General features: G+C 74.5%; 21 protein-coding genes. 7 read left to right on the top strand and 14 right to left on the bottom strand.

Translation table 11 applies throughout. From position 1 onward, the window contains the following. Window positions 1-125: 125 nt before the first annotated feature. From fni to NBH00_RS03945, 3 genes are read left to right on the top strand one after another with little or no spacing between them, the layout of a single operon-like run. Window positions 126-1130: a type 2 isopentenyl-diphosphate Delta-isomerase gene (gene fni / locus NBH00_RS03955; protein WP_254572052.1), complete on the top strand. Its 1005-nt coding sequence runs from the start codon at window positions 126-128 to the stop codon at window positions 1128-1130. Then, on the top strand, window positions 1127-2632 hold the full coding sequence (gene crtI, locus NBH00_RS03950; protein WP_254572051.1) for a phytoene desaturase family protein: 1506 nt from the start codon (window positions 1127-1129) through the stop codon (window positions 2630-2632). The genes fni and crtI overlap by 4 nt, the downstream gene beginning before the upstream one ends. Continuing rightward, window positions 2616-3461, top strand: coding sequence for a phytoene/squalene synthase family protein (locus NBH00_RS03945; RefSeq protein WP_254572050.1), 846 nt, complete (start codon window positions 2616-2618; stop codon window positions 3459-3461). Before crtI ends, NBH00_RS03945 begins: the two co-directional genes overlap by 17 nt. 27 nt (window positions 3462-3488) lie before the next feature. Here NBH00_RS03945 and NBH00_RS03940 read toward each other — a convergent pair whose 3' ends face one another. Continuing rightward, window positions 3489-4883, bottom strand: a complete 1395-nt coding sequence (locus NBH00_RS03940) for a class II 3-deoxy-7-phosphoheptulonate synthase (protein WP_254572049.1) — start codon at window positions 4881-4883, stop codon at window positions 3489-3491. A gap of 124 nt (window positions 4884-5007) precedes the next feature. On the opposite strand from NBH00_RS03940, the gene NBH00_RS03935 reads away from it, so the two are divergent. Further along, window positions 5008-5457, top strand: a complete 450-nt coding sequence (locus NBH00_RS03935) for a hypothetical protein (RefSeq protein ID WP_254572048.1) — start codon at window positions 5008-5010, stop codon at window positions 5455-5457. A 28-nt stretch (window positions 5458-5485) separates the two neighbouring features. Here the strand turns inward: NBH00_RS03935 and NBH00_RS03930 are convergent, their stop codons facing one another. The 6 genes from NBH00_RS03930 to NBH00_RS03905 form a co-directional block, all read right to left on the bottom strand. Next, on the bottom strand, window positions 5486-6880 hold the full coding sequence (locus NBH00_RS03930) for a sensor domain-containing diguanylate cyclase (RefSeq protein ID WP_254572047.1): 1395 nt from the start codon (window positions 6878-6880) through the stop codon (window positions 5486-5488). Between the two features lie 119 nt (window positions 6881-6999). After that, window positions 7000-8925 (bottom strand): potassium transporter Kup, encoded by a 1926-nt coding sequence (locus NBH00_RS03925; RefSeq protein ID WP_254572046.1) that lies wholly within the window; start codon window positions 8923-8925, stop codon window positions 7000-7002. Between the two features lie 110 nt (window positions 8926-9035). Further along, window positions 9036-9446, bottom strand: a complete 411-nt coding sequence (locus NBH00_RS03920; protein ID WP_254572045.1) for a hypothetical protein — start codon at window positions 9444-9446, stop codon at window positions 9036-9038. 27 nt (window positions 9447-9473) lie between these two features. After that, window positions 9474-9761 carry a hypothetical protein gene (locus NBH00_RS03915; RefSeq protein WP_254572044.1) on the bottom strand — a complete coding sequence of 96 codons (288 nt, stop codon included), beginning with the start codon at window positions 9759-9761 and terminating at the stop codon, window positions 9474-9476. Between the two features lie 182 nt (window positions 9762-9943). Continuing rightward, on the bottom strand, window positions 9944-10774 hold the full coding sequence (locus NBH00_RS03910) for an SDR family NAD(P)-dependent oxidoreductase (RefSeq protein ID WP_254572043.1): 831 nt from the start codon (window positions 10772-10774) through the stop codon (window positions 9944-9946). Then, window positions 10771-12273, bottom strand: a complete 1503-nt coding sequence (locus NBH00_RS03905; RefSeq protein WP_254572042.1) for a flavin-containing monooxygenase — start codon at window positions 12271-12273, stop codon at window positions 10771-10773. Before NBH00_RS03905 ends, NBH00_RS03910 begins: the two co-directional genes overlap by 4 nt. A 98-nt stretch (window positions 12274-12371) precedes the next feature. Here NBH00_RS03905 and NBH00_RS03900 point away from each other — a divergent pair, with 98 nt between their 5' ends. Further along, complete coding sequence (locus NBH00_RS03900; protein WP_254572041.1) at window positions 12372-13607, top strand: PucR family transcriptional regulator; 1236 nt, start codon at window positions 12372-12374, stop codon at window positions 13605-13607. A gap of 27 nt (window positions 13608-13634) precedes the next feature. On the opposite strand, the gene NBH00_RS03895 is transcribed toward NBH00_RS03900, so the two are convergent. The 3 genes from NBH00_RS03895 to NBH00_RS03885 form a co-directional block, all read right to left on the bottom strand. Next, on the bottom strand, window positions 13635-13778 hold the full coding sequence (locus NBH00_RS03895; RefSeq protein WP_254572040.1) for a DUF2256 domain-containing protein: 144 nt from the start codon (window positions 13776-13778) through the stop codon (window positions 13635-13637). Between the two features lie 82 nt (window positions 13779-13860). After that, window positions 13861-14697, bottom strand: coding sequence for an oxygenase MpaB family protein (locus NBH00_RS03890; RefSeq protein ID WP_254572039.1), 837 nt, complete (start codon window positions 14695-14697; stop codon window positions 13861-13863). A gap of 5 nt (window positions 14698-14702) precedes the next feature. After that, complete coding sequence (locus NBH00_RS03885; protein ID WP_254572038.1) at window positions 14703-15845, bottom strand: acyl-CoA dehydrogenase family protein; 1143 nt, start codon at window positions 15843-15845, stop codon at window positions 14703-14705. A 139-nt stretch (window positions 15846-15984) separates the two neighbouring features. Here NBH00_RS03885 and NBH00_RS03880 point away from each other — a divergent pair, with 139 nt between their 5' ends. Next, window positions 15985-16590, top strand: a complete 606-nt coding sequence (locus tag NBH00_RS03880) for a TetR/AcrR family transcriptional regulator (RefSeq protein ID WP_254572037.1) — start codon at window positions 15985-15987, stop codon at window positions 16588-16590. Between the two features lie 16 nt (window positions 16591-16606). On the opposite strand, the gene NBH00_RS03875 is transcribed toward NBH00_RS03880, so the two are convergent. From NBH00_RS03875 to NBH00_RS03865, 3 genes are all read right to left on the bottom strand, one after another. Further along, entirely contained in the window at window positions 16607-17863 is a 1257-nt protein-coding gene (locus NBH00_RS03875) for a cytochrome P450 (RefSeq protein ID WP_254572036.1), read from the bottom strand. A gap of 90 nt (window positions 17864-17953) precedes the next feature. Further along, entirely contained in the window at window positions 17954-19219 is a 1266-nt protein-coding gene (locus NBH00_RS03870) for a PucR family transcriptional regulator (protein ID WP_254572035.1), read from the bottom strand. 48 nt (window positions 19220-19267) lie between these two features. Beyond that, window positions 19268-20884 carry a GMC family oxidoreductase gene (locus tag NBH00_RS03865; RefSeq protein WP_254572034.1) on the bottom strand — a complete coding sequence of 539 codons (1617 nt, stop codon included), beginning with the start codon at window positions 20882-20884 and terminating at the stop codon, window positions 19268-19270. A gap of 83 nt (window positions 20885-20967) precedes the next feature. Between NBH00_RS03865 and NBH00_RS03860 the strand changes: the two genes are divergently transcribed. Continuing rightward, window positions 20968-22128: a PucR family transcriptional regulator gene (locus NBH00_RS03860; RefSeq protein ID WP_254572033.1), complete on the top strand. Its 1161-nt coding sequence runs from the start codon at window positions 20968-20970 to the stop codon at window positions 22126-22128. A gap of 81 nt (window positions 22129-22209) precedes the next feature. Here NBH00_RS03860 and NBH00_RS03855 read toward each other — a convergent pair whose 3' ends face one another. After that, window positions 22210-22566, bottom strand: a complete 357-nt coding sequence (locus NBH00_RS03855; protein ID WP_254572032.1) for an STAS domain-containing protein — start codon at window positions 22564-22566, stop codon at window positions 22210-22212. Window positions 22567-22582: the final 16 nt, after the last annotated feature.

The following is a 22582-nucleotide window of genomic DNA, read 5'->3' as shown; positions in this document are numbered from 1 at the left end:
ATTCGGGGTGGTGGTCTGCGGACCGGCTACCCGGGGTCCGCGACGGCACACGGCCGGGCGTCATCCGGGCACCGGCGCAGCATGGGCGGCGAACCGCCGGCGGCCGTCGTCCGTATCCCCCGCACGTGACCGAGCTCGCCTCCCTCCCCGGCCGCAAGGCCGACCACCTCCGGATCGCCGCGCAGCCCGGCGTCCTGCACACGCGTGGCGCGGGTCTCGACGCGCTGCGCCTGCGCCATCGCGCGCTTCCCGGGCGAGACCTCGCCGACGTCTCGCTCGCGACGACGCTCTTCGGCCAGACGCTCGCGGCGCCGCTGTTCGTGAGCGCCATGACGGGCGGCACGCCCGAGGCGGGCCGCGTGAACATGCGCCTCGCCGAGGCCGCCGCCGAGCACGGCATCGGGCTGACGCTCGGGTCCGGCCGCGCCCTCCTGCAGGACGCGGGCCTGCTCGGCACCTACCGCTCCGCCGCGCGCCCGCCGCTGCTGCTCGCGAACCTCGGGAGCAGCCAGCTCCAGGATCGCGACGCCGCCCGGCGCATCGTCGACCTCCTCGACGCCGACGGGCTCTCCATCCACCTGAACCCGATCCAGGAGGCGGTCCAGCCCGAGGGCGAGCCCGTCTCCGCGCGCGCGCTCGACGACATCGCCCGCGCCGTCGCCGACCTGCATCCGCTGCCCGTCGTCGTCAAGGAGGTCGGCTTCGGCATGGACCCGGAGGACGTCGCGCTGCTCGCCGCGGCGGGCGTCGCCGCCGTCGACGTCGCGGGCGCGGGCGGCACGAACTGGGCGCTCGTCGAGGGGCAGCGCGACCCGGGGGCCCAGGCCGTCGCCGCCGCCTTCGCCGACTGGGGCGTGCCGACCGCCGACGCCGTGCGCGGCGCGGTCGCCGCCGCCCCCGCACTGCCGGTCATCGCCTCCGGCGGGGTGCGCGACGGCGTCGAGGCGGCCAAGTGCCTGGCCCTCGGCGCCGTCGCCGCCGGTCTCGCCCGCCAGCTCCTGCTCGCCGCGCAGGAGGACCGCGCCGCCGCGGCGGTGGCGACGGTCATCGAGCAGCTGCGGATCGCCGTGTGGGCCGCCGGCGCCCCGAGCGCCGCCGCCCTCGCCCCCGACCACCTCCAGGCGTCGTGAGCCGCGTCGTCGTCATCGGTGCCGGCCTCGGCGGGCTCGGCTGCGCGCTGCGCCTGCAGGGCGCTGGGCACGACGTCGTCGTCCTCGACCAGCGCGACCGGCCCGGCGGCCGCGCGCACCAGATCTCCGACGGCGGCTTCACGTGGGACACCGGCCCGTCGCTCGTGACGATGCCGTGGGTCCTGGAGGAGACGTTCGCCGCCGGTGGCCTGGACCTCCACCGCGAGGTCCGCCTGCGCGAGCTCGACCCCTTCTACCGCATCCACTGGGCCGACCCGGCGACCGAGCACCACCTCGACTTCGTCCGCGACGAGGACGCGATGCGCGAGCAGATCGCCCGCTTCAGCGAGCGCGACGCGCGGGCCTTCCCGCGGTACATGGCGTCGATGGGCGAGATCTACCGCGAGGGCATCCTCGGCGCGGGCCGCCGGGAGTTCTCGAGCCTCGCCGACCTCGTCCGCTTCACGCCGAAGATGGCCCGGCTCGGCGCGGCCCTCCCGCTGTGGACGGCGACGAGCCGCTTCTTCAGGGACGAGCGGATCCGCGAGGCCTTCAGCTTCCACTCGCTCTTCATCGGCGGCGACCCGTTCCGCGTGCCGGCGATCTACGGCGCCCTCGTCTACCTCCAGTTCCTCGACGGCGTCTGGTACACCGACGGCGGCGTCTACTCGCTCGTCGAGGCGATGGCGCGGCCCCTCGACGTGCACAGCGGCGCGAACCACCGCGTCACGCGGATCGAGACCGCGCACGGGCGCGTCACCGGCGTGCGGACCGCGGGCGGCGAGCACGTCCCGGCGGACGCCGTCGTCCACAACGGCGACGTCCTGCAGGTCGACGCGCTCCTCGACACCCCGCCGCGGCGGCTGCGGCGCCCGCTGAAGCCGACGATGTCGTGCTTCCTCCTCTACCTCGGGACCGACCGCATCCAGCCCGAGCTCCTGCACCACACGCTCCTCGTCGGGACCGGGTACCGGCGCTTCATCCGCGACGTCACGCGGCGCGGGCGGATCGCGCCGACGTTCTCGACCTACGTCCACGCCCCGGTCCGCACCGAGCCCGGGATGGCGCCCGCGGGCGGCGACTCGCTGTGCTTCCTGCTCCCCGTCCCGAACCTCCGCAGCGGCATCGACTGGTCGGCCGAGTCGGGCCGGCTGCGCGACGCGCTCGTCCGCGACCTCGAGAGCACCTTCGGCCTCACCGGCCTGGACGCGAGCATCCGGGTCGAGCACCGCATGACACCGCAGGACTTCGCCGACGAGCTCGGCGCGACGGACGGCAACGCCTTCGCGCTCGAGCCGACGCTCCACCAGTCCGCCGCGCTGCGACCGCCGAACCGCGACCCGCGCGTGCGCGGCCTGTACCGCGTCGGCGGCGGGACGCACCCCGGCGCCGGCATCCCCGGCGTCCTGCTCGGCGCCGAGATCACCGCCGGCCTCGTCGGGGAGGACCACCGCCCCGCGTCCCGCCCCCGCCCCCAGGTCGCCGATGCTGCTACGCGCTGACGAGGAGCCGGGCCGCGTCGCCGAGGCCCGGACGACGACGCGTCGCGCCGGCCGGACGTTCGCACTCGCCGCCCGGCTGCTGCCGCGCGAGCTGCGCGACGACGTCTACCTCCTCTACCTCGTGCTCCGCACGCTCGACGACCTCGTCGACGACGCGCATCCGCACGCGGCCGCACGCGTGGAGGCGGTCGAGGCGTGGGCGTCGGGCTGGACGGCCCTCGGCCCCGAGGCCGAGATCCTCGCCGACCTCGCGACGCGCCATCCCGTCCCGCGCCAGGCCGTCCTCGACTTCTGCGCGGGCATGCGCGCCGACCTGGACCACCGCCCGCCCGCGACCGAGGCGGACGTCGACCGCTACTGCCATCAGGTCGCGGGGACCGTCGGCCTGCTCATGACCTCGCTGCTCGGGCTGCGGCCGGGCGCCGACGTCGGTGCGGCCGAGCGGGCCGCCGCCGCTCTCGGCATCGCGATGCAGCGGACGAACATCCTCCGCGACCTCGACGAGGACGCGGCCGCCGGGCGCTGCTATGTCTCCGCCGAGGCGGTCGCGGCGCACGGCCCGCCCGTCCCCGGCGCGCGCGCCGCGCTCCTGCGCGACCAGATCGCCCGGGCCGACGCCCGCTACGCGGAGGGCCTCGCCGGGGTCGACGCGCTCGCCGCCGGCCGGCCCGCGATCCGCGCGGCCGCCGTCATGTACCGCGAGATCCTGCGGGGCCTGGAGGCCCAGACGGCCCGCGGGGAGGCGGGCCGGGTCGTCGTCCCCACCCGCCGCAAGCTCGTCGTCGCCGGACGGGCGATGCTCGGCCGCCGCGGGCCGCTCACCGCCTGAGGGCGGCGGCGGCGCCGGCGGCGGCGGTCAGGCCTTCGCGACCGGCGCGCCGCGGAGCATCTCCGCGACGAGGAACGAGAGCTCGAGCGACTGCTGCGTGTTCAGCCGCGGGTCGCACGCCGTCTCGTAGCGGGAGCCGAGCTCGTCGTGGAGGATGTTCTGCGCGCCGCCGATGCACTCGGTGACGTCCTCCCCTGTGTGCTCGACGTGGATGCCGCCCGGGTGCGTGCCGAGCTCGTGGTGGACCTCGAAGAAGCCCTTCACCTCGTCGACGACGCGCTCGAAGTCGCGGGTCTTGTACCCGCTCGGGGACTCCTCGGTGTTGCCGTGCATCGGGTCGCACTGCCACACCGGCAGGTGGCCGCTCTCGCGGACGGCGGCGACGATCGGGGGCAGCTGCTCGCGGACGCGCTCGTTGCCCATGCGCGCGACGAGCGTCACGCGGCCGTCGATGCGATCGGCGTCCAGGCGCTCAAGGAGGGCGACCGCGTCCTCCGGCGTCGTCTTCGGGCCGATCTTCACGCCGACCGGGTTGGCGATGAGCGCGGCGAGCGCGACGTGCGCACCGTCGAGCTGACGCGTGCGGTCGCCGATCCAGAGCTGGTGGGCGGAGAGGTCGTAGAGCCGGTCGCCCTGGAGGCGGAGCATCGCGCGCTCGTAGTCGAGGACGAGCATCTCGTGGCTGCAGTACATCTCGACCGTCCGCAGCGAGGCGTCGTCGACCCCGCAGGCGGTCATGAAGCGCAGGCCGCGGTCGATCTCGCGCGCGACCTGCTCGTAGCGCTCGCCCGCGTTGGACTGCGAGACGAAGTCCATGTTCCACTCGTGGACGTGGTGCAGGTCGGCGAGCCCAGCGCCGGTGATCGCGCGCGTGAGGTTCATCGCGGCGGCGGCGTTCGCGTAGGCGCGCAGGAGGCGGCCCGGGTCGGGGCGGCGGGCCTCCGGCGTCGCCTCGAAGGCGTTGACCATGTCGCCGCGGTAGGAGGGCAGGCCGAGCGCGTCGACGTCGGAGCTGCGCGGCTTCGCGTACTGGCCGGCGATCCGGCCGACCTTCACGACGGGCGTCGCGGCGCCGTAGGTCAGGACGACGGCCATCTGGAGCAGCGTGCGGATCGTCCCGCGCAGGTGCTCCTCGGTGTTGTCGACGAAGGTCTCCGCGCAGTCGCCGCCCTGCAGGAGGAAGGCCTCGCCGCGCGCGACGGCGCCGAGGCGCGTCTGCAGGCGGTCGACCTCGTCGGGGACCGTGATCGGCGGGACGGCCTCGAGCAGGGACCGCACGCGGGTGACGTACTCGGGGTCCGGCCAGTTCGGCTGCTGCACCGCCGGGCGCGACAGCGCGTCGTCGAGGGCGGCCCGCAGGGCGGAGGGCAGAGGCGGCAGCGAGGGCAGGCTGTCCGCGGGGATGTCGACGGTCCAGTTCATCGGACCCCACAGCCTACGGCGAACCGCCCGGACGGGCGTTTCGCACGCTAGGCGCGCGGCCCCTCCGGGAGTAGCATCGGGGGACCACACACCCGCCCTCCGGGGCCGCAACAAAGGACACCAGATGCCTGAGTCCAACCAGCCGACGCGCGTGCTGGTCGTTGCCGAGCACCCTGCGCCCACGCCCCTCCTGCGGGAGGCCATGCGTGAGCGCGCGCAGCGGGGCCCCGTCCGCTTCCTGCTCCTCGTCCCGAACCCCGCCGCGGTGGAATGGCACCTGGACCCGAGCCGCCGGGACCGCGTTCGCACGGCGCGCGAGGAGCTCGACGGGCTGCTTCGCCCTCTCGTCGCGGAGGTCGGGGCGCCGATCGAGGGGACGGTCTCGGTCCGCCACTACGTCATGGACGCCGTCGAGGAGGTCCGCCGGACGTATCCGTTCGACGAGATCATCGTCGAGACCCGCCCACACCCGATCGGGGACCGCCTGCACCTCGACGTGGTCCACCAGCTGCGACACCTCGGCGTGCCGGTGACCCCGGTCTTCGTCGAGACGCGGGCGGCCCAGCCCGCCTGAGGCGGCCTGCCCCGCGCGGCGCGCCGCCTCAGGCCGCCGCGACGGGGTACCCGATGTCGACCGCGCGGTCGCGGCCCTGCCGCTTGGCGCCGTAGAGCGCCTGGTCGGCGCACGCGAGCAGGCGCTCGAGGTCACCGCCGCCGGTCGTCGCCGCCGTCCCCGCGGAGACCGTCACCGTGGGCCCGCCGGCCTGACTGTCACGGCGAACGCGCCGGACGATCTGCTCGGCGACCTCGCGCGTGGACCGCGAACCGGCCGCCACCCACACGGCGAGCTCGTCGCCGCCGAGCCGGCCCGCGAAGCCGACGGTCGCCGCGGCCTGCGCCACCTGGCAGAGGACGACGTCGCCGACCTGATGCCCGTGCGTGTCGTTGATCGTCTTGAAGGCGTCGATGTCCAGGGCGATGATGCCGCCCGCCACCCCGGCCGACAGCTCGGAGCGCACGTGCGCGAGCCAGTGCCGGCGAGAGGCGATCCCCGTGAGGTCGTCGGTCGTCGCGAGCGCCTCGAGCTCCCGCACGCGCGTGACGAGCTCCGACATGGGCGCCGCGCCGGTGGTCGGGAAGCCGGCGGCGAGCGCGAGCTCGTCCATGAGGATGTCGGGCAGGCCGAGGACGCCGAGCGCGACGTGGCACAGCTCGTCGTCGAGCTCGGCCCCGCCGATCGCGGCCGCGACCTGGTCGGCGAGCTGGACGCACGCGGTGACGCGGTCCGGGCAGTCCCGCCCGCTGTCGCCGCCGTGGTGCCAGGCGATCGCCCGGACGATCTCGTCGTCGACCCCGGAGCCGGCGGCGAGCAGCGCGCCCGCGTGCGCATGGTCGGCTCCGAAGCGGTCGAGCTCGGCGCGTGCCCGGGGATGCCCCGCGGACCAGACCGTCGCGATCGCATCGACCGCGGCCTCGCCGAACGCGATCGGCATGACGAGCTTCCCGCAGTCGTGCAGCAGGCCCGCGAGGTGCGGCCCGTCGGTCGGGATGCCCGCCCGCTCGGCGCAGACGATCGCGAGCCGCGAGACCTGCAGCGCGTGGAGGTGGAGGTGCCCGCGCGAGACGCCGCCGTTGCCCTCCGCGCGCTCGAAGAAGCGGTAGGCGACGGAGTCGAGCGCGAGCCGGCGGACGTTCTTGCGGCCGACGCGGGTGACCGCCTGGCGCACGGTCCGGACCGGCATCCGCACGGGGTTGGCCGCGGCGTTCGCGAAGCGCAGCACGTTGGCGGCGAGGCCGGGATCCTGCTCCAGGGCGCCGACGAGGTCGCCGAGCGTCGTCTCCTCGAGATCGGCGAGGGCGAGGACGCGCTGCAGCGCGCGGTCGAGGACCGGAAGCTTCTCGCAGCGGTCGACGCCTGCGGCCAGGAGGCGCGACGCCTCGCGGCTGCGCGGCGCTCGCGCGTTCGACGTCGTGGCCTCCTTGGCAGTGCACTCCACGTCCGACCTCCGTGTCGGGTCGTGCCCCCGTCCGGTGTCGCGGGGCCTGAGTGGATGATCGGCCGCCCACCCCCAGAGGTTGAGGCGGGTGGACGCGAGTTGCCGGCGGCGCAGCGCTCTCAGATGAGGATCTGCGCCCCCATCGTCACGACCCGCTCGGCGGGGAGCCCGAAGTAGTCGGCCGGGCTCGTCGCGTTGCGCGCCATCGCGACGAACAGGCCCTTGCGCCAGCGCGGCATCCGGCCCTTCGGGTTCGTCGGGGTGATCGTGATGTGGGAGAGGACGTACGTCGCGTGGTACGGGTTGAAGTCGGTCGCGAGGCCGGGCTTCCCGCGCCGCGCGCGGGCGAGCGTCGCGGGGACGTCCGGGCGGTCCTGGTAGCCGAAGCGCAGCGTGATGTGGCTGTAGCCGTCGTGCTCGTGCCCGAGCGGGTCGCACGTCACGCGGTCGCCGGGCGGCACGTGCGGCACGTCCGCGGTCTCGATCGTGACGATGACGACCTCGGCCGGGATCCCGTGGATGCGCTCGACACCCACGCGCAGCGCCAGCGGGGTGGTCTCCCGGCTCGGGTTGAGGTAGACCGCGACGCCGGGCAGCCGCGTGACCGGCGGGACGACCCCGTGCAGGTGCTCGACGAACGCGACGAGCGAGCCCTCCGCGGCGACGCGCGCCGCCGTCACCTCCTCGCGCCCGCGGTCCCACGTGCTGAGCACGACGAAGACGAGCAGCCCGACGAGCAGCGGGAACCAGCCGCCGTGGACGATCTTCGTCGTGTTCGCCGCGAGGAAGACGGTGTCGACCGTGACGAAGCCGACGACCCCCGCGGCGATCGCCCAGCGCGGCCGTCCCCACAGCAGCCGGGCCACGACGAGGAAGAGGATCGAGTCGATGAGCAGCGTGCCGGTCACCGCGATGCCATACGCGGTCGCGAGCCGGGCGGACGAGCCGAACCCGACGACGAGCGCGAGCACCGCCCCGAAGAGCGCCCAGTTGACGGCCGGGACGTAGACCTGGCCGATCGCCGAGTCGGACGTGTGGCGGATGGCGACGCGCGGCAGGAAGCCGAGCTGGACGGCCTGCCGCGTCACCGAGAACGCGCCGGAGATGACGGCCTGCGAGGCGATGAGCGTCGCGACCGTCGCGAGGAAGACCATCGGGATCTGCGCCCAGCCGGGCAGCAGGAGGTAGAAGGGGTTCGAGATCGTGCTCGGGTCCTCGAGGATGAGCGACCCCTGCCCCATGTAGTTCAGCGTCAGCGCCGGGAACACGACGAGGAACCACGCGCGGCTGATCGGGCGGCGCCCGAAGTGCCCCATGTCCGCGTACAGCGCCTCGGCGCCGGTGACGGTGAGCACGACCGAGCCGAGCGCGATGAAGGTGATGCGCGGGTGCGCGAGGAAGAAGTCCACCGCGTACGTCGGGGAGAGCGACCGGAGGATCTGCGGGTGGGCGACGAGCCGGCCCACGCCGGCGAGCGCGAGGACGGCGAACCACACGACCATGACCGGGCCGAAGAGCCGCCCGATCGTCTCGGTGCCGAAGCGCTGGATCGTGAACAGGCCGGCGAGGGTCGCGAGGGTGAACGGCAGCACGACGGCCCCGAGGTGGGGCGCGGCGACCTTGACGCCCTCGACGGCCGACAGCACCGAGATCGCCGGGGTGATCATCCCGTCGCCGTAGAACAGCGCCACCCCGACGAGGCCCGTGGCGACGAGGCCGGCCTTCAGCACCGGACGCCGGATGGTCGTGCGGCGCACGAGGGCGACGAGGGCCATGATGCCGCCCTCGCCCTCGTTGTCGGCCCGCATGATGAAGCTCACGAACTTGATCGAGACGATGAGCGTCACCGACCAGACGACGAGCGAAAGGATGCCGTAGACGTCGCCCTGGGTCGGCTTCACCGCCTGGCCGTCGGCGGCGAAGACCGCCTGCAGGGCGTAGAGCGGGCTCGTCCCGATGTCTCCGAAGACGACGCCGAGCGCCCCGAGGACGAGGGCGGCGGCGCCCGGATGGGACCGGGGACTCCCGGATGGCGTGGAGGACATGCGGCGCGCGACGTTAGCGCCGCGACCCGGCCATCCGGACGGTCCGAGGGCCTCCCGGGGCCGATCTTCACAACATCTGCATACCGGGACCCGCGGTGCGGACACGGCCTTCACGGGCGCGGACGGATGGTGGTCCCATGGAGCTCAGCCTTCCCGTCGCCGGCCCGCTGTCGCTGCGCCTCCGCGCCGGTGCCGGACGCCGGCGCCGGGCCGTCGCCGACGGGATCGAGCGGGCGGTGGCGCGGGCCGACGCAGGCCACCGTCCGGCCTGGTCGCCCGTCGTCCCGCCCGCCCCCGAGGCCGCCGGCGAGGCGCGGGCCGCCCTCCTCGAGCTCGCCGACCGCCTCCGGCGTCCCCGGCCGGTGACGACCGAGGGCCTGCAGCGCGCCCGGGCGCTGCTGGCGGACGGCAACGGCCCGCTCTACGCGCCGGCCCGCCCGGGCGCGCTGCGCGCGGCCGCCCTCGAGGTGCTCGACCTCCTCGACGGCGTCACCCCGGCAGCAGGCCCTGCTCCCGGGCATCGCTCCCGCCGCATCCGGCGGCCGCGCTCAGACGGCGGTGACGTGCCGCGCGCCGACGCCGGGGGCGAAGGCGGTCTCGCCGTCGCAGCGCGGGCAGCGCGGGTGCTCGTCGTCGCTGACGACGACGACGGCGCAGCCGGAGCAGACGCTGGCCCGGCGGCCGGGGAACGGCCCCGCGCTGCCGTGCGGCCACACCGGCTGCGGGGCCGGCTGGGTGTCGCCGGCGCCGGCGGCGCGGCCGAGCGCCAGCAGCGCGATCGAGGCGGGCACGCAGAGGGCGAGCCAGCCGGCGGCGACGATGAGGAGGACGGTCAAGGCAGGCAGGGTGGCGTCGGTGGACGGCCCGCACGCGCGAGCCGGCGCGCCGACCGTAGAGCCGCGCCACGCCCGCCGGCAAGGCGTGCGGACGGGTGTCGCAGGGCCGCCCCAGAAGTGGGTAGCCACCTCGCGGGGCATGGCCGGGCGCACGCGCCCCGGACGCGGGCGGGCCCGGCCGCTCAGCCCAGCCGGCGCTCGCCCGCGACGATGAGCCGCGGGGCGAGGCTCGGAAGGAGCCGCACGAGGCCGTCGAGGAGCTTCGCGTCGTTGCCCACCATGACCCGCGGCCGGCCGGCCACGACGCCGTCGACGATCGTCTTCGCCGCCCGGGCCGGGTCCATCTTCAGGAGCTTGTCGTTGTAGAGCTTCACCCGGCGCTCGTCGGCGGGCGTGACCGGGAGGCCGTCGGCCTTCGCCCGCGCGAACGCGGCGGAGGCGATGTTCGTCTTGATGCCGCCCGGGTGCACGACCGTCGTCTTCACGGGGTGACCGTCGCGGTCGAGCTCGGTGCGGAGCGTCTCGGTGAAGCCGCGGACCGCGAACTTCGCGGTGCAGTAGTGGCTCATGTCCGGCTGGGCCATGATGCCGTTGAGGCTCGAGATGTTCACGACGTGGCCGTCGCCGGAGGCGATGAGGTGCGGGAGGAGGGCCTTCGTCCCGTGGATGACGCCCCAGAGGTTGATGCCGAGGACGCGCTCGTAGTCCGCCCAGTCGGACTCGAGCACCGTGCGGCGGAAGGCGATGCCGGCGTTGTTGTAGACCTGGTGCACGACGCCGAAGTGCCCGGCGACCGCCTCGGCGTAGGCGACGAACGCATCGCGGTCGGCGACGTCGAGCCGCGCGGTGTGGGCCCCGGGGCCGACGAGCGCCGCCGTCTGCGCGAGCCCGGCCTCGTCCACGTCGGAGAGCGCGAGGCGCGCGCCCCGGCCGGCGAGGTCGAGCGCGAGCGCGCGGCCGATGCCGGAGCCCGCGCCCGTGATGACGCAGACCTTCCCGCCGAGCGCGCTCATGCCGCGACGGCCAGGTCGCGGGCGGCACGGCGCTCGAAGGCGAGCGCGGTGTGCTCGAGCGGCTGGTTGCGCAGGTGCTCGACGTCCTCGCGGTAGTCCATCGCCAGGTGCCACGGGGCGTCGGCGCCCTGCTTGGGCAGCTGGTCGAGCGCGCGCTGCACGTAGCCGGCCCCGAAGTCCATGAGCGGCCGCGTCGGGGCGCTCGGATCGTCGTGGACGGGCACGACGGTGTCGGTCCGGGCGGCGTCCATGTGCGCGAGCAGGCGGCAGAGGTGCTCGCAGACGAGGTCGACCTTCAGCGTCCACGACGAGTTCGTGTAGCCGATCGCGAACGCGAAGTTCGGCATCCCAGAGAGCATCATGCCGCGGAACGCGAGGCAGTCGGCGGGGTTCACGGCCTCGCCGTCGACGGTCGCCTGCACGCCGCCGAAGAGCTTGAGGTTCAGGCCCGTCGCGGTGACGATGATGTCGGCGGGCAGCTCGGTCCCGCTCTGCAGGCGGACACCGGCCGGCGTGAACGTCTGGATGGCGTCGGTGACGATGTCCGCGGTCCCGGCGCGCAGCGCCCGGAAGAGGTCGCCGTTCGGGACGGCGCACAGGCGCTGGTCCCAGGGGCCGTACTTCGGCTTGAAGTGCGTGTCGACGTCGATGTGCGCCGGCAGCTGCTTCTCGGTGAGCTTGCGGATGATGCGGCGGGCGAGCGTCGGGTGCTTCTGGCAGAAGCTGTAGAGCTTGCGCTGCTGGAAGATGTTCTTCCGGCGCGTGAGCTCGTGGCCGCGCGCGTCCCCGAACCAGGCGCGGAGCTTGTCGGCGATGACGTCGCGGGAGGGCAGCGACATGATGTAGCTCGGCGAGCGCTGGAGCATCGTCACCTGGGCGCCGCGGGCGGCGAGCGCCGGGATGAGCGTCACCGCGGTCGCGCCGGAGCCGATGACGACGATGCGCTTGCCCTCGACCTCGAGGTCCTCGGGCCAGTGCTGCGGGTGGATCGTCTGGCCCGCGAAGTCCTCGGCCCCGGGGAACGACGGCGAAAAGCCCTGGTCGTAGTCGTAGTAGCCGGAGGCGCAGAAGAGCCAGCCGCAGGTGAGCGTCACGGTCTCGCCCGTGTCCGCGCGCTCGGCGGTGACCGTCCAGCGCGCCTCCTCGCTGGACCAGTCCGCGGCGACGACCTTGTGGCCGTAGCGGATGTGCTCGTCGATGCCGTTCTCCGACGCCGTCCGGCGGATGTACTCGAGGATCTCCGGGCCGTCGGCGATCGCCTTCTCGCCCGTCCACGGCTTGAACGCGTAGGCGAAGGTCGAGAGGTCCGAGTCGCTGCGGATCCCGGGGTAGCGGAAGAGGTCCCACGTCCCGCCGCTCGCGCCGCGCGCCTCGAGGATCGCGTAGCTCCGGCCGGGCTGCTTGTCCTGCAGGTGCCAGGCGGCACCGATGCCGGACAGGCCGGCGCCGACGATCAGCACGTCGACGTGGGTGGAAGCGGTCTCGGGGAGCACGGTCATCGTAGGTTCGATGGTGCCCGACCCTCCGCCCCGGCGAAAGGACGATCTGCCCCGTATGTGACGGTGCAATTGTGCACTTCGCCCGTTAGGCTCGGGCGGTGAGCACCCGAGCCGCCTGGGAGCCCCCGTCGCCGGGCGTCGCCGCCCTCATCCGCACCGCCGCGGAGCTCCTCGCCGAGGCCCCCGACGAGGTCTTCGCGGAGGTCGACGCGGCGACGCTCAGCGGGGCCGAGCCGGCGATCCTCGCCGACCCCGCCCTCGTCGCCGCGATCAAGCGGACGAACCGGCTGAACCTCCTGCACTGGGCCCGGGCGAACATCGTCGCCCCCGGTGCGCCGGTCGCGCCCGACCTCGGCCCCGAGGTGCTCGGCATCGCCCGCGACCTCGTCCGCCGCGGCCTCGACTGGTCCTCGCTCGACGCCTACCGGACCGGGCAGAACGTCGCCTGGCGGCAGTGGATGCAGCTCGCCTTCGGGATGACCGCGGACCCGGCCGAGCTCGCCGAGCTCCTCGACATCACCGCGCGGTCGATCTTCACGTACGTCGACGAGATCCTCGCGGGCCTCAAGACGCAGATCGACCGCGAGCGCGAGCGCCTCACCCGCGGCACGCACGCCGAGCGCTTCGAAGTCGTCACGCTCATCCTCGAGGGCGCCCCCATCTCGGCGGAGCGGGCGAGCACCCGGCTCGGCTACGCCCTCGACCGCCCGCACACCGCCGCGATCGTGGCCGTCGACACCGCGGCCGCCGACCCGGGCGCCCTCGAGCAGGTGGCCGAGGCGCTCGCCCGCGCGGTCGGGCAGCGGCGGCCGTTCACCGTGTCCGGGAGCGTGACGTCGCTGTGGGTCTGGGTGCCCGGGGGCGAGACGCCGTCCGCCGACGCGGTCGCCGCCGCGGCCGCGCCGTTCCCCGAGGTCCGCATCGCCCTCGGCCCGACGGCGCACGGCCTCGACGGCTTCCGCCGCTCGCACCTCGACGCCCTCGCGACGCTCCGGCTCCTGCACCGCGCGCCCGGGCGGGTGCGGTCGGCGTCCTTCGACGACGTCGAGGTCGTCGCGCTCGCCACGCAGGACGAGGAGCGCGCCCGGGAGTTCGTCACGCGCACGCTCGGCCCGCTGTCGACCGCGGACGCCGACCTGCGCGAGACCGTGCGCGTCTACCTCCGCGAGGAGCACAACGCGACCCGCGCCGCCACCGCGCTGTTCGCCCACCGCAACACGGTCCTCAACCGGCTCGCCCGCGCCGAGCAGCTGCTGCCCGCCCCCATCGGCGACCGCGGCCTGCAGGTCGGCCTCGCGCTCGAGATCGTCCGCTGGCTCGGGCCGGCCGCGTGAGGCCCGCGGGGCGCCGCGGTGGCCGTGTCAGCGCTGCGCGCGGCGGCAGCGCTCGCTGCAGTACCGGACCTGCGCCCAGTCGCGCGCCCACTTGCGCCGCCACACCATCGGCCGGCCGCACACGACGCACGGCTTCGACGGCAGATCCCCCTTGCGTCGCATGCGTCCCATCACGAGGCCTACGGGCGAGGCCCGGCGGCGGGCCATCCACGCGCGTGACCCACCGTTCACGCGCTGGGGTGCGGTCGGGCCGTCAGACGACCGGCCGGCCGGTCCGCAGCCGGCGGCGGACGTCCCAGAGGTAGGCGTTCATCGGGAGCTGCCGGACCACGCGGGGCGTCCGGCGGTTCATCGCGGCGAGGATGCGGATCAGCCGCGTGAAGCGGCGCTCGTCGGCGGCCGTCCACGGGAGGCCGAGCTCGTCCCGGAACGGCTGCGGGAGGAACCCGAGCGTGAGCGTGGTGAGCACGCGCCCGGCGGTCGCCCGCAGCGGCGCCGGGTAGCCGGCGAGCACGGTGAGGCGCTGGAGGTAGCGGCGGCTCACGTCGTCCATCCTGATCTGCGCGAGCCCCTGGTCCCAGTACGTCTCGAAGGCGCGCCGGTCCGCCGGCCACATCCCCTCGCGGACCTGCAGGGTCGTCCCGAAGCGCTCGGCCCACCGGTAGCACGCGTCGAGCTCCGCCTCGTCGAACTCGGGGTACAGCCAGCGGAGCGTGTCCTCCGTCCCCCGCCACAGGCAGGCGGCGACCCACAGCTGCAGGTCGGCGTCGAAGGCGTTGTAGGCGACCTCGGCGCCCGGCGCGGAGCGGACCTGCCGGTGCTGCCGGTTGATCTCGGCCCGGAGCCCCCGCCGCTCCTCGTCGGTGCCGTGGGTGGCGACGACGAGGAACTGCATCGTCGTCCGCAGGCGCTTGACCGGATGCCGGTCGACCCGGCCGCTGTCGACGGTGCTCTCGGCCACCCCCCGCCCCACGGGCAGCCGGGCGAGCTGCATGATGACGTTGGCGTTGCCGAGGGCGAGCGGCGCGACGGCGTCGAGCGCGGCGCGCATGCCCGCGGGCGGGGTCGGCCGGGCGGCGGAGGCGGGCACGGCCCTCAGAGCCCGTAGGTCTTCGCGATGATCTCGCGCTGGATCTCGCTCGTGCCGCCGTAGATCGTCGAGACGAGGTTCTGGCGGACGTGGCGCTCCATGTCGTACTCCGTCGCGTAGCCGTAGCCGCCCATCATCTGCATGCCCTCGAGGGCGGCCTTCTTGCCGGTCTCCGTCACCTTGAGCTTCGCCATCGACGCCTCGCGCGGGAGGAGCACGCCGGGGTTCGCGTCGACCTTCTGCGCCACGTCGTAGACGAGGAGCCTGCAGACCTCGACCTCGGTGCCGAGGTCGGCGATGCGGTGGGCCAGCGCCTGGAAGGACCCGATCGGGCGGCCGAACTGCCTGCGCTCCTTCACGTAGGCGAGCAGGTCGTCGAAGGCGCGGCGCGCGAAGCCGAGCGACTGGGCGGCGATGATGAGCCGCTCGGTGTTCAGGCCGGCCATCAGCTGCATCCAGGCCCCGCCCTCGGCGCCGATGAGGTTCTCGGCGGGGACCCGGACGTCGGTGAAGAAGACGTCGTTGACGACCCGCCCGCCCATCGTCTCGATGCTGCGGATCTCCATGCCCTCGGCGTCCTTGGGCACCATGAGCATCGTCATCCCCTCGTGCTTCTTCTCCGTCGCGTCGGTGCGGCAGACGAGCAGGATGTGCTCGGCGTAGTGCGCCTCGCTGATCCACGTCTTCTGGCCGTTGATCACGTAGTGACCGTTCTCGCGGACCGCCTGGCAGCGGAGCGCCCCGACGTCCGAGCCGGCCTCCGGCTCGGACATCGCGATCGCCTCGACGTTGCCCGCGACGATGCCGCCGAGCACCTCCTCCTTCTGGGCGTCGCTCCCGAACTTCTCGTACGGGCCGGCGCTGATCTGCGTCACCGCGTACCCGCCGATCGGCAGCTGCCCGTAGGAGATCTCCTCGAGGAACAGGCACATGTCGACCGCGCCCCCGCCCGCGCCGCCGTACGCCTCCGGGATCGCGATGCCGGTCCAGCCGAGGTCGGCGACCTTCTGGTAGAGCGCGACGTTGTGGGGCTCGGCGAACGAGTCGGTGAGCTTGTCCCGCTGCTCGCGGGTCCCGGCCTCCCGCTGGCAGAAGTCGCGGACGGCGGCGACGAAGTCCTGCTGTTCGTCGGTGAGGATCAGGGACACGTGGACTCGCTTTCGTGAAGGACCGGGCCGGCTCCCAGACCACCTGGGACGAGTAGAGATATCATAACGACTGTTTCGTAACAAATGTTTTGGAAAGCCCTTGCCACGGCCCCGCCCGTCTCGTACCGTGGGCCGCGGTTTGGCACGCTCGATCCGGGACCCCAAGGCGCGCACGCGCATCATCGACGCCGGTGCGCGGGCCGTCGCCGAGCGCGGGGTCCACGCGGCGAGCATGCGCGTGATCGCCGCCGAGGCCGGCGTGTCGACCGGCTACATCACGCATTACTTCGCCGACAAGGACGAGCTCATGGAGGCGGTGCTCGACGCCACGAACCGCCACGCCGCCGCCCGCGTCCTGCGCGTCGCGCGCGGCGACGGACCCGCGCTCGAGCGGCTCGCGGGCGCGGTCGACGTCATGCTCCCGATCGACCCGGTCCGCCGGAGGGAGTGGCAGATCTGGGTCGCCGCCTGGGGCGAGGCGGCCAAGGGCGACCCCCTCTCCGTCGGCTACCGCGCGGGCTGGACGGGGCTGCGGGACATCTTCGCCGACCTGCTCGGCGAGGCCCAGCGCGCGGGGGACCTCGCTCCCGGCGTGGACGTCCGGCACCGCGCCGACCGGCTCGTCACACTGCTCGCCGGCATCGGGCTGCTGGCCGGCGTGGAGCGGCCCGGCCGCGTCCGCGCCACCGCCGAGCAGATGCTCGCCGAGGAGCTCGCCTGGCTCGGCGAGCCGCAGCCGTCCTGACGGCGGGCGGCGCGGGTCAGCGGGCCTCCGGCGTCCACGTCGCCGGCAGGTGCTTGATGCCGTTGATGAAGTTCGCGACGAGGAAGTCGGGCTCGGGCGCCGAGATGTCCGGGATGCGGGTGTAGATCTCCGACAGCAGCGACTTCAGCGTCGTGCGGGCGACAGCGTTGCCGAGGCAGAAGTGCGGGCCACCCCCGCCGAACGCCTGGTGGCGCCGGTTGTCCCGGAGGATGTCCAGGTCGTACGGGTGGTCGAAGACCTCCTCGTCCCGGTTGCCCGAGCAGTACCAGAGGACGACCTTGTCGCCGGCCTTGATCTGCTGCCCGCGGACCTCGACGTCCTGGATGGCGGTGCGGCGCATGTGCAGCAGCGGCGAGACGTAGCGCAGCACCTCCTCGACGGCGCCCTCCCCGCGGCCCTCGACGTCCTCGACGAGGAGCGCGCGCTGGTCGGCGAAGCGGGTGAAGGCGTGGACCGCGCCGGCGGAGGCGTGACGGGTCGTGTCGTTGGCGGCGACGGCGAGCAGGACGAAGAACGCGCCGATCTCGTCGTCGGTCATCCGCTCGCCCTCCCACTCGGCCTCCACGAGCCAGGTCATGAGGTCCTCGCCCGGGTCCGCGCGGCGCTCCTCCGCGAGCTCCGCCGCGGTGAGGCGCAGCGTCATCACGCAGTTGGCAAAGTGCTCGAGCGGCTCGACGCCGCCGGTGACGTCGGGGTCGGTCCAGGAGAGGAGGTCCTGCGCGGCCCGGATCGTCTCCTGGTGGTGCTCGGGCTTGAGGCCGAAGAAGGAGCCGAAGATCCGGCCGGGCATGGGCTCGGCGACGAGCTCGACGAAGTCGCCGCTGCCGAGGTGCGCCATCTCGTCGATGAGGTCACGGGCGTGGCCGCGGACCCAGCTTTCGAGCTTGCGCATGTTGCCGGGCTTGAAGGCGTCCATCGTGATCCCGCGCAGCTGCGTGTGGCGCGGCGCGTCCATCGCGATGAACGACTGCGCGATCTCGGTCATCTCCGGGGAGAAGTCCTCCATCGTGATGCCCTGGGCCGAGGAGAAGATCTTCGGGTTGCGGCTCGCGAACTGGATGTCCGCGTGCTTCGTCAGCGACCAGAAGCCGTTGACGTTCTCCTCCGGCGGCAGCAGGTCGGACTCGGCGGGGCCGCTCCAGAAGACGGGCTTCTCGGCGCGCATCCGCGCGAACGCCTCGTCGCGCACGTCGGGGTGCTGGGCCCAGAAGGCCTTGGCGGCGAGGTCGAGGGGATCGGCGAGCGTGCTCATCGGCCGATGATCTCCGCACGCCGGACCGCCGTGGTGAGTCCGTCCACGAAGAGCCGCGGACGGACTGGTGGATTCCCCAACATCCGGCGCTCAGGGGTGCTCCGGCCTCAGCAGCGGCGCGAGCTGCACCGCGACCCAGAGGGCGTCCGTGTCCGCGGCGCCGGCGGTCTCCAGCGCGCGGCGGACGCGGTAGGAGACCGTGTTCTCGTGAACGCCGAGCCGGCGCGCGGTGCGGGCGTAGCTGCGCCCCTCCTGGAGGAACGCCTGCAGCGTGGAGAGCAGCCGGCGGGCGTGGGCGTCGTCCCCGGCGAGCGGGCCGAGCGTCGTGCGGGCGAGGGCCCGCGCCGCGTCGATGTCCTGGGTGAGCAGGTCGGCGACCGCGACCTCCGGGTAGGCGACGACGGGGGCCTCGAGGTGCAGCAGGCGCGCGACCCGCCGCGCCCGGCGGGCCTGGTCGTGGCTCGACCGGAAGCCGTCGGGGCCGTCCCCGGCCGCTCCGAGGCAGACGCGGACCCCGGTCCCCTCCAGCCGCGCGGTCATGCGCGCGGCGGCGTCCGCCACCGTCGTGTCGGGGACCACCCAGGCGAAGGCGATCCGCGGGGCCTCGCGCAGGAGCAGGGGGCGGGTCCCCGGCCTGGCCAGCGCCGACGTCGCCGCTCCGACGTGCTCGTCGAGGGCGTCGAGCGCCTCGGCCGGCGCGTCGGGCTCGAGCCAGGCGATCAGGGCGACGTGCGCCCGCGCCAGGCGGTAGCCGAGCCGGGCCTCGGCGGTCACGACGTCGATCGGCGCGCCGGCGAGAAGCGCCTGGACCGTCTCCGAGCGGATCGCGTCGGCGCTGCGCAGGCGCCGCACGCGCTCGTCCTCGTGGGCGCGCACGAGCGGCAGCGAGATCGCGTCCACCCACGTGAAGGTGAACGCCGCCATCGCCGCCATCGCCTCGAGCAGCAGCGCCGGGTCCTCGCCGCTCGCGAGCAGCTCGCGGTGCCACACCTCGTGGTAGCCGGACTGGCCGATCCGGTACACCCGCAGGAGCGCGTCGATCGCGAGGCCGCGGGCGACGAGCCCGCGGGCCCACACGAGCGCGTCGTGGGGCACCGGGACCACGCGCGGGTCCGTCCACGTCCGCGCCATCGCGGTGATGAGCGCGACGCTGCCCCGCGCCGCCGCGAGCAGATCCTCGTGCAGGTCCTCGTCCTCGGTGCCGAGGTCCATCTCGGCCATGACCCGCTCGATCATCCGGTCCGCGATCGGGTCCACCCGGTTCTCGATCCGGCCGGCGATCCTCGTGATGAGCGCCTCGCACGCGGGCGAGCGCCGGGGGACGGTCCCCAGCATCGGCTCGCCCACGCGCTTCATCCCCCGAGCCTCCCACACACGCGCACGCGGGTCGGGGAAGCCCCGAGGTCAGGCGGTCGCGGCCAGCGCCGCGGGCGGTCCGGACGCGAGCCGCTCTCCGCGGATGAACGCCGCGCACCGCTCGCCGATCATGATCGTCGGCGCGTGCGTGTTGCCGCGGGTGATCGTCGGCATCGCCGAGGCGTCGCCGATGCGGAGGTTCAGGATCCCGTGCACGCGGAGCTCGGGGTCGCAGGCGCCGGTCTCCGGCGTGCCGATGCGCGCGGTGCTCGTCGGGTGGTAGGTGTGCTCGACGGTGCTGCGCACCCACTGGGCGAGGGCGTAGTCGTCGCCGACCCAGACCCCCGGGTTGATCTCCGCCCCGCGGAGCCCGTCGAGCGCCGGCATCGACACGATCTCGCGGGCCTTGTGGACGCCGCGGACGATCGCGTCGACCTCCGCCTGCGTGCTGAGCATGTTCAGCCGGATCTTCGCCTTCGCGCGCGGGTCGGGCGAGTCGATCATCACGCTGCCGCGGCTCGTCGGGGCGACGTAGGAGAGGCCGAGGCTGAACGCGGGCCGCGGGTGCTCGCGCTTGCCGTGCTCCCAGAAGAACAGCGGCGCGATGACGAGCTCCATGTCGGGGGCGGGGAGCGACGGGTCGGTGCGGAAGAAGCCGAGCGCCTCGCCGACGTTGCTCGTCAGCTTGCCGTCGCGCCGCGCGAGCCAGCGGGCGAGGTGCTTGGGATGGGCGACGTCGAAGAGCCCCTGGTCCGCGCCGGTGAGCTCGTAGTTCACGAACTGGAACGGGTGCTCCATGAGGTGGCGGCCGACGGCGGGCAGGTCGAGGACCGGGGTCACGCCGACCGATCGCAGGTGGTCGGCGGGCCCGACGCCCGAGCGCTGGAGGATCTCGGGCGTGCCGAACGCGCCCGCGCTGAGCACGACCTCGTCGGTGGCGTTCAGCCGGATGCTCTCGCGGCCGCGGAGGATCTCGACGCCCTCCGCGCGACCGCCCCGGACGACGACGCGCTGGACGACCGCGCCCTTGAGGATCGTGAGGTTCGGGCGCTTGCGGGCGCCGGAGAGGAAGGCGGTCGCGGTGTCGTGCCGCATGCCGTGCCTGTGGTTGACCTGGGTGAAGGCGACGCCGTCCTGCCGGGCCCCGTTGAGGTCGTCGAGGCGGTCGAAGCCCGCCTCGACGCAGGCGTCGACGATCTTGCGCGTGACCGGGTCGGGGGTGTTCGTCTCGACGTGCATCGGGCCGCCGCGGCCGTGGTAGGGGCCGCCGAGGTCGGCGTTGTCCTCGCTGCGCGTGAAGTAGGGCAGGCACTCGTCGGCCGTCCAGCCCGTGGCGCCGTCCGCCGCCCACGAGTCGTAGTCGTAGCGGTTGCCGCGCACGTACATCATCGCGTTCATCGAGGAGCAGCCGCCCATCAGGCGCCCGCGCGGCTCGTGGAGGCTGCGGCCGAAGAGGTTCTCCTCGGGCTCGGTCCAGTAGTTCCAGTCGAGCTTCGTGCCGAACTGGCTCGAGAACGCGGCCGGGGCGACGACCGACAGGCGGCGGTTGTGCGGACCGGCCTCGATGAGGAGCACCCGGCGGCCCGGGTCCTCGCTGAGGCGGGCCGCGATCACGCAGCCGGCGGCGCCGGCGCCGCACACGATGACGTCATAGGTGCTGTCCATGGGCCGAGTCTCGCCCGGGCACTCGCGGCGCGGGGTGTGGATCACCACAGGCGTCCGGCGGGGATGATGTGGATGTGCACACCATGTCCGACGCGGCCCGCGCGGCCGTCCGGGTCGCGGCCCGCGACCTCGCCGTCGAGGCGCCCGCCGTCGCGTCGGCAACCGACGCCGTCATCTGCGAGCGGCTCGACATCACCGACGAGGAGATGCGCGCGAGCCTCGCCGCCTCCACCCTCGCCCACGTGACGCTCATCGCGGGCATGCTCGGCGCGAGCACGGACCCGCGCACCGCCGTCCCGCCGCCGGAGACGCTGCGGTGGGCCGCCGACCTCGTCCGGGACGGCCGCAGCCCGGCCGAGCTGCTCCGCGCCTACCGGATCGGCCACGGCGAGGTGTGGGCCGGGTGGCAGCGGCTGCTGCGCCCCCACTGCCCCGACACCGCGACGCTCGACGAGGCGACGGCGCACACGTCGGCGTTCCTCTTCGACTACGTCGACACCGTCCTGCAGCCGCTGCTGGACCGTCACGCCGAGGAGGTCGGGCGCGCGAGCGCGCAGCGCGAGACGATGCGCGCCGAGACCCTCCGCGACCTGCTCGCCGGCGAGCGGCCGGACGTGCAGGCCGCCGGCGCGCGGCTGCGGTACGCGATCGACCGGACCCACGTCGGGCTCGCGCTCTGGGCGCTGCCGAGCGGGACGCCGGAGGATCGCCTGGAGCGCCTGCAGGCGGCCGCCGCGCGCCTCGATCCGCGTGCGCTCACGGCCCCCGGCGCCGGCGACGTGCTCCACGCCTGGGTCGCCTCGGCGCGCCCGCCGGCGCTCGCGGCGGTGCCGGGCGTCGTCATCGCCGCGGGACGACCCGGCCGCGGGCTCGACGGGTTCCGCACCACCCACGCCGAGGCGCGCCGCGCCCTCGAGGTCGCCCGCGCCGGCGGCGTCCGGGGCGCGGTCGTCGTCCACTACGCCGCCGTCGAGGTCGTCGCGCTGCTGCAGTCCGACCCGGTCGAGGCCCGCGCCTTCGCGCAGCGGACGCTCGCCCCGCTCGGCGCGGACCTCGTCGAGACCCTCCGCGCCCTCCACGACGAGGGCATGAACGTCAGCCTCACCGCCCGCCGTCTCGGCGTCCACCCCAACACCGTCGGCGCCCGCGTCCGGCGCATCCTCGCGCTCACCGGGGAGACGGACCCCGGCTCGCTCCGGCTGCGGGCGGCGGTGGCGCTGGCCCCGGGCGCGTTCGGGGGGTGAGGGGCGGGCCGGGCGCCGTCCGGCCCCGCGCTGCCCGGCACCGCACCGGTCCGCGAGATCGAGCGCCCCGCGCGCGCGGCCTCACTCCGCGAACGGGAGCAGCTCCAGCAGCCCGCAGATCTCGAAGACCCGCCGGACGGCGGGCGGCCCCGGGAGGATCACCAGGGCGCGGCCGGCGCAGCGCTCGAGCCGCCGGTTCGCGCCGAGGAGCGTGGCGATCCCCCGCGAGTCGATGAAGGTGCAGAACCCGAGGTCGACGACGATCTCCGGCGCATCGCTCGCGATCGCGCGGTCGAGGGCGGCGCCCACCTGCTCGACGGTCGCGACGTCGACCTCGCCGTGGATCGCGACGACGTAGGACCCGTCGTCCTCCGCCGCGTCGATGCGCAGCGGGGCGGTGCTCCGACGAGCTCGGCGTATCGCCTCAGGCGGCTGCATCCTCGTTCCTCACGTC

Origin of the sequence: Paraconexibacter antarcticus, assembly GCF_024220175.1 — a bacterium.
GTDB classification, from domain to species: domain Bacteria; phylum Actinomycetota; class Thermoleophilia; order Solirubrobacterales; family Solirubrobacteraceae; genus Paraconexibacter; species Paraconexibacter antarcticus.
This window is presented reverse-complemented; position numbering and strand designations above follow the sequence as displayed.

Bases quoted from the DNA above. Each gene is read 5' to 3' on its own strand.
- NBH00_RS03945 (WP_254572050.1), top strand. From the start codon at position 2,616: ATGCTGCTACGCGCTGACGAGGAGCCGGGCCGCGTCGCCGAGGCCCGG.
- NBH00_RS03940 (WP_254572049.1), bottom strand. From the start codon at position 4,883: ATGAACTGGACCGTCGACATCCCCGCGGACAGCCTGCCCTCGCTGCCG.
- NBH00_RS03935 (WP_254572048.1), top strand. From the start codon at position 5,008: ATGCCTGAGTCCAACCAGCCGACGCGCGTGCTGGTCGTTGCCGAGCAC.
- NBH00_RS03925 (WP_254572046.1), bottom strand. From the start codon at position 8,925: ATGTCCTCCACGCCATCCGGGAGTCCCCGGTCCCATCCGGGCGCCGCC.
- NBH00_RS03920 (WP_254572045.1), bottom strand. From the start codon at position 9,446: ATGCCCGGGAGCAGGGCCTGCTGCCGGGGTGACGCCGTCGAGGAGGTC.
- NBH00_RS03910 (WP_254572043.1), bottom strand. From the start codon at position 10,774: ATGAGCGCGCTCGGCGGGAAGGTCTGCGTCATCACGGGCGCGGGCTCC.
- NBH00_RS03905 (WP_254572042.1), bottom strand. From the start codon at position 12,273: ATGACCGTGCTCCCCGAGACCGCTTCCACCCACGTCGACGTGCTGATC.
- NBH00_RS03895 (WP_254572040.1), bottom strand. From the start codon at position 13,778: ATGGGACGCATGCGACGCAAGGGGGATCTGCCGTCGAAGCCGTGCGTC.
- NBH00_RS03875 (WP_254572036.1), bottom strand. From the start codon at position 17,863: ATGAGCACGCTCGCCGATCCCCTCGACCTCGCCGCCAAGGCCTTCTGG.
- NBH00_RS03870 (WP_254572035.1), bottom strand. From the start codon at position 19,219: ATGAAGCGCGTGGGCGAGCCGATGCTGGGGACCGTCCCCCGGCGCTCG.
- NBH00_RS03865 (WP_254572034.1), bottom strand. From the start codon at position 20,884: ATGGACAGCACCTATGACGTCATCGTGTGCGGCGCCGGCGCCGCCGGC.
- NBH00_RS03860 (WP_254572033.1), top strand. From the start codon at position 20,968: ATGTCCGACGCGGCCCGCGCGGCCGTCCGGGTCGCGGCCCGCGACCTC.
- NBH00_RS03855 (WP_254572032.1), bottom strand. From the start codon at position 22,566: ATGCAGCCGCCTGAGGCGATACGCCGAGCTCGTCGGAGCACCGCCCCG.